The 3,871-nt window shown below is 68.6% G+C and carries 7 protein-coding genes; 3 read left to right on the forward strand and 4 right to left on the reverse strand.

What is annotated here, in order from left to right; genetic code table 11:
* Window positions 1-617: 617 nt before the first annotated feature.
* The 3 genes from LK10_RS21795 to LK10_RS21800 all read right to left on the reverse strand — a co-directional run bounded on the left by LK10_RS21795 (window position 618) and on the right by LK10_RS21800 (window position 1,211).
* On the reverse strand, window positions 618-761 hold the full coding sequence (locus tag LK10_RS21795; protein ID WP_156144093.1) for a hypothetical protein: 144 nt from the start codon (window positions 759-761) through the stop codon (window positions 618-620).
* Between the two features lie 88 nt (window positions 762-849).
* Complete coding sequence (locus tag LK10_RS08235) at window positions 850-1,032, reverse strand: hypothetical protein (RefSeq protein WP_043122263.1); 183 nt, start codon at window positions 1,030-1,032, stop codon at window positions 850-852.
* Between the two features lie 23 nt (window positions 1,033-1,055).
* The gene (locus LK10_RS21800) at window positions 1,056-1,211 is read right to left on the reverse strand and encodes a hypothetical protein (protein ID WP_156144094.1); all 156 of its coding nucleotides are present in this window, start codon (window positions 1,209-1,211) and stop codon (window positions 1,056-1,058) included.
* Between the two features lie 15 nt (window positions 1,212-1,226).
* On the opposite strand from LK10_RS21800, the gene LK10_RS21805 reads away from it, so the two are divergent.
* The 3 genes from LK10_RS21805 (at window position 1,227) to LK10_RS08240 (ending at window position 2,097) form a co-directional block, all read left to right on the forward strand.
* Window positions 1,227-1,373: a hypothetical protein gene (locus LK10_RS21805; RefSeq protein ID WP_156144095.1), complete on the forward strand. Its 147-nt coding sequence runs from the start codon at window positions 1,227-1,229 to the stop codon at window positions 1,371-1,373.
* The gene (locus tag LK10_RS21810) at window positions 1,370-1,642 is read left to right on the forward strand and encodes a hypothetical protein (protein WP_156144096.1); all 273 of its coding nucleotides are present in this window, start codon (window positions 1,370-1,372) and stop codon (window positions 1,640-1,642) included. The genes LK10_RS21805 and LK10_RS21810 overlap by 4 nt, the downstream gene beginning before the upstream one ends.
* Window positions 1,643-1,752: 110 nt before the next feature.
* Entirely contained in the window at window positions 1,753-2,097 is a 345-nt protein-coding gene (locus tag LK10_RS08240; RefSeq protein WP_043122267.1) for a cupin domain-containing protein, read from the forward strand.
* 280 nt (window positions 2,098-2,377) lie between these two features.
* Here LK10_RS08240 and pstS read toward each other — a convergent pair whose 3' ends face one another.
* On the reverse strand, window positions 2,378-3,502 hold the full coding sequence (pstS, locus tag LK10_RS08245; RefSeq protein ID WP_043122265.1) for a phosphate ABC transporter substrate-binding protein PstS: 1,125 nt from the start codon (window positions 3,500-3,502) through the stop codon (window positions 2,378-2,380).
* Window positions 3,503-3,871 lie beyond the last annotated feature (369 nt).

The following is a 3,871-nucleotide window of genomic DNA, read 5'->3' on the forward strand; positions in this document are numbered from 1 at the left end:
CTCATAACCCGTCATTGCCCTGGCTCCTTCACCGTTGAACTCTCCGAGAACGTCCCACAGTGCATCATCGCAGAGCTGGACGTAAGCACGCCCTGAGCTAGGCCTCGGGCTGTCTGATTGAGGGGCGAAGGCGCGATTGGGGATGGCCGACGGCCTTGCAGCAGCCTTTCCACTGGAATGACATAGCGAGGGTCACCCGCCCGCGGACCCGCGACAAACGGGGGCCGCACGCCTCGCGGATCCTTGACCTGGGGACACTGCCTCAGTCCGGGCTTCCTGCACTGGAGCCGTACTTTTGGAGGCGTTGGAGTGCACTCTATGCACCTTTCCGTGACTCGGCTCGTCAGGGCACGGGTCGCCAAGGGCTGGCGGTTGGTTGGTCACCTGAGCTTCTGTGGGGTGCTTTCCTGGATCGCGAGTGCCAGGTAGTGGTCTTGGATGGCATCAGTGATTATGTAGGCCCTGCCCCGGACACCACGGCATGAATCCTCTCAGCTGCCGCCTGCCCTCCCGAGGGAGGATTCTTTGGTTCGGCAACTGGCCCTCCTACCGTCCGCAGTGGTTTGCCGTCTCACGGCTGTGCCAGCTGGGCGCGATTCGGGGTGAGCGTCCGGGGCTCACGGACCGGTGTCGTCCTTGGGTGCGCAGTCCGGGTCTTGGGCGAGGACGCGGACGTCCCAGGCCCCGAGCTCGATCTTCTCGAGCTCCTGGGGGACGGGGTCGAGGAGGTCCCGCATCGGGACAGATGCCGCGAGCGTCACGGGCTCCCAGGTCCAGTTGTGGAGGAAATGGATGCGGAGGGGGGAGGGGTGCCCCGCTGGGCCAGTGGCAGTGCGGGTTGTACTGACCCTACGGTCCGAAATCCAGCATGAAGGAGGCGATGTTATCGCTGCCCCCGCCCGGGTGGCGATCGCCCGGATCCTGGGCTGCACGTTGGACGAAGCGAGCGACATCGACCCCCTCGAGGAGCTCGACCTCACGGCCGAGCAGCGCTCCTTGCTGGCAGAGGCCGCTGCTGCCGAGTACAGGCACGCCGCGAGCACGATCCTGAGCCCCTACGGCTTCACCCTCTCCTGTGAGGGGAGGCCATCAGCTCCGACGAGCTCGGGGAAGACGACGCCTACCCGTGGGACGAGGAGGCCGTCCGGGAGGAGCTCGCCGCGATCGGCCTCCCCTGGACCGTTGCCTTCGCCCAGGCCCTGAGCGCGCACAACAGCTTCACGGCAGTGCCATCGTCCGACGCCAGGACGGCACGGGACAGCGCCATCGTCCGGGCCGCGCGGGCCGGTGTCTCCGCCCACCGGCTCGCAGAGGCGATCGGTCTCACTGACTCGGACCTCGAACGGATCATCGCCGAGGACCTCTGCCGATGATCCCGGCACGCCCGCACCAGGGGCCGGCAGCGATCAACGGCGAGCCCGAAAGGCATGGCGTCTCCGGGGAGGCCCCGACCGGGGGCGGGAGTGTGCGGGCGGGTAGGCCCTGGGCGGTGTCGACGAAGCCCAAGCGCGAGGACCCAGTCCATGCCCGTAAGCTCCAGCGCCATCCGGACCTGTCCGACGGCGTTGGCGATCCTGAATTCCCCTCAGGCCTGGTGTGCCGCATCCACGCAGCAGCCGACGACGGGCCGAAGGACGCGTGAGTCCAGGACCTAGGAACAAGGCCGAGGGGCTTCACAGCCCTGCCCGCGCGGTGGTGGACTGGCTGCTGCCACAGTTCCCGACCAATCATGGCGTCAGAGGGGGAGAGCAGATGAGCGACGAAGGCACCGTGCCGGAGACGGAGGGGGTCAGCCAGGAGCTCCTCGGGGAAGTCGACTTGGGCCCAGAGATCGAGGGTATGGCCGGGCGCCGGCTCCGGATGCGGATGGTGACCATCGAGCCCGGGGGCGTATTCGGCCCGGTCCACGGCCACAAGGGCAGACCGGGCATCGTCTACGTTCTCCAGGGAACGATCACCGACCACCGGGACGGCGCCGCCAGGGACTACGGACCCGGAGTGGGCTGGCCCGAGGACAGGAACACCACGCACTGGCTCGAGAACAGGGGAACCGTGCCCGCGGTGGAGATCTCGGTCGACATCGTAACGGAGACGTGAACGCCCGGGCCTTGCGCTCCGCACGGGCCTCGCACGGCTTTCCCGCCCTTTCGGCCAGAGGATCCGACGCTGAGGCCTCCACGAATCCGGGGCCATGCCATTGCGGCCTACGAGAATGTCTCCTGCCATGGGCAGCATCTCTCCGCACCAGGAGGTCAGACGCTACGTCTGGCATCGTCCCGGTCAAGGCCTTCGGCGAGATGAGCACGACCACCTGTCGCTCGGCGAACGGGCCGGCGCCCCGGGCGAAGCGGCCTGGGCGGGCGGTGCGGAGGCCGTGCTAGGACTTGACCTTGATGGCGTCGATCACGGTCTTGTCCTTGGCGGAGAGGGCCGCCGAGAGCGGGGCACTCTTCGCGGCTGCGGCACCGGCCTGCTGGCCGGCCTGGGAGACGACGTAGTCCTCCCAGGCCTTGACGAGGTCCACGGTGGCCTGGTCCTTGTAGGAGGAGCAGATGACGTGGTACGAGACGAGGACGATCGGGTACGCCGTGGGATCGGTCGTCGTGCGGTCGAGGTTGAGCGCGAGGTCGTTCGCCGCCCGGCCCGTTGCTGGCTGGGAGAGCTGGACGGCCTTGGCCGCACCGTCGGCCGAGAGGGCCACGAACTGGCTGCCGACCTTGATCTTGGCCTTGCCGAGGCTGCCGCTGACGGCGGAGTCGTCCGAGTAGGCGATCGCGCCCTGGGTGTCGGTGACGGTCTTGACGACGCCGGAGGTGCCCTTGGCGTTCTCGCCCGGGAGCGACGCCGGCCAGGTCAGGCTGGCGGCGTCCGTCCAGGCCGAGGGGGCGGCCTGCTGCAGGTAGTCGGTGAAGTTCCAGGTCGTGCCCGAGTCGTCCGAGGGGTGGACGGGGGTGATCTTGAGGTCGGGGAGGCTGGTCCCGGCGTTGTCGGCGGCGATCGCCGGGTCGTTCCACTTCGTGATCTGTCCGCGGAAGATCTTCGCGATCGTCCCGGCCGTCAGGTTCAGGGATGTGACGCCCGGGAGGTTGAACGCCACGGCGATCGGCGAGATGTAGACCGGGATGTCCCAGGCCCCGTCGGCACCGCACTGGGCCTTGGAGGAGGCGGTCTCCGCCGGGGTGGCGGCCTGGTCGGAGCCGGCGAACTGGGCGGCGCCGGAGAAGAACGTCCTGCGGCCGGCGCCCGAGCCGACCGGGTTGTACTGCACGGTCACGCCGGGGTTGGCCTGGGTGAACCCCTGCTTCCAGGCGTCCATCGCAGCGGACTGGGCGGTCGAGCCGGCGCCCGTGATGGTGCCCTTGAGGCTCGAGGCGGCCGAGCTGGCGGCGGAGCCGGACGCAGCGGCGACGGTGGCGTTGTCGGAGCCGCACGCGGACAGGGCGAGCGCGCCGGCGGCGACGACGGCGACGGCCGGGAGGCGGCCGAAATGGATAGCCTTCATGAAAATGACCCCTTCCAGGGCGATCTGGTTCCAGGTGATCTGGGGTCCGCAGTGCGAGAGGCGCCGACCATCCGGTGCACGTAGCTGCTCGGAACCTAGGCCGGAACGGTTAACCGTGCCCGGTCCTGAGGCGACCGGGAGGTGAACGCCGCCCTTCGGCTTGGCGATCCTTCGAACTAGCCTCCGGTTTCGGAGCCGGCGAGGAGCGAGCGGGTCAAGCTTCCGGTTGCTTCGTCTGCTCGGCTTCTGTGAGGTGTCGCCTGAGGCCGACGCGGCGGCCGGAGTGCCGGAACGTGTGCTTGTTTCCGCACAGCATTGCTTCATGCCAGGACGAGTCCGCAGTGTTCGGGGCCATGGGCCGTTCTACCT

This window comes from Sinomonas humi, from assembly GCF_000802235.1.
Taxonomy (GTDB): domain Bacteria; phylum Actinomycetota; class Actinomycetes; order Actinomycetales; family Micrococcaceae; genus Sinomonas; species Sinomonas humi.

Bases quoted from the DNA above. Each gene is read 5' to 3' on its own strand.
- pstS (WP_043122265.1), bottom strand. From the start codon at position 3,502: ATGAAGGCTATCCATTTCGGCCGCCTCCCGGCCGTCGCCGTCGTCGCC.
- LK10_RS21810 (WP_156144096.1), top strand. From the start codon at position 1,370: ATGATCCCGGCACGCCCGCACCAGGGGCCGGCAGCGATCAACGGCGAG.
- LK10_RS08240 (WP_043122267.1), top strand. From the start codon at position 1,753: ATGAGCGACGAAGGCACCGTGCCGGAGACGGAGGGGGTCAGCCAGGAG.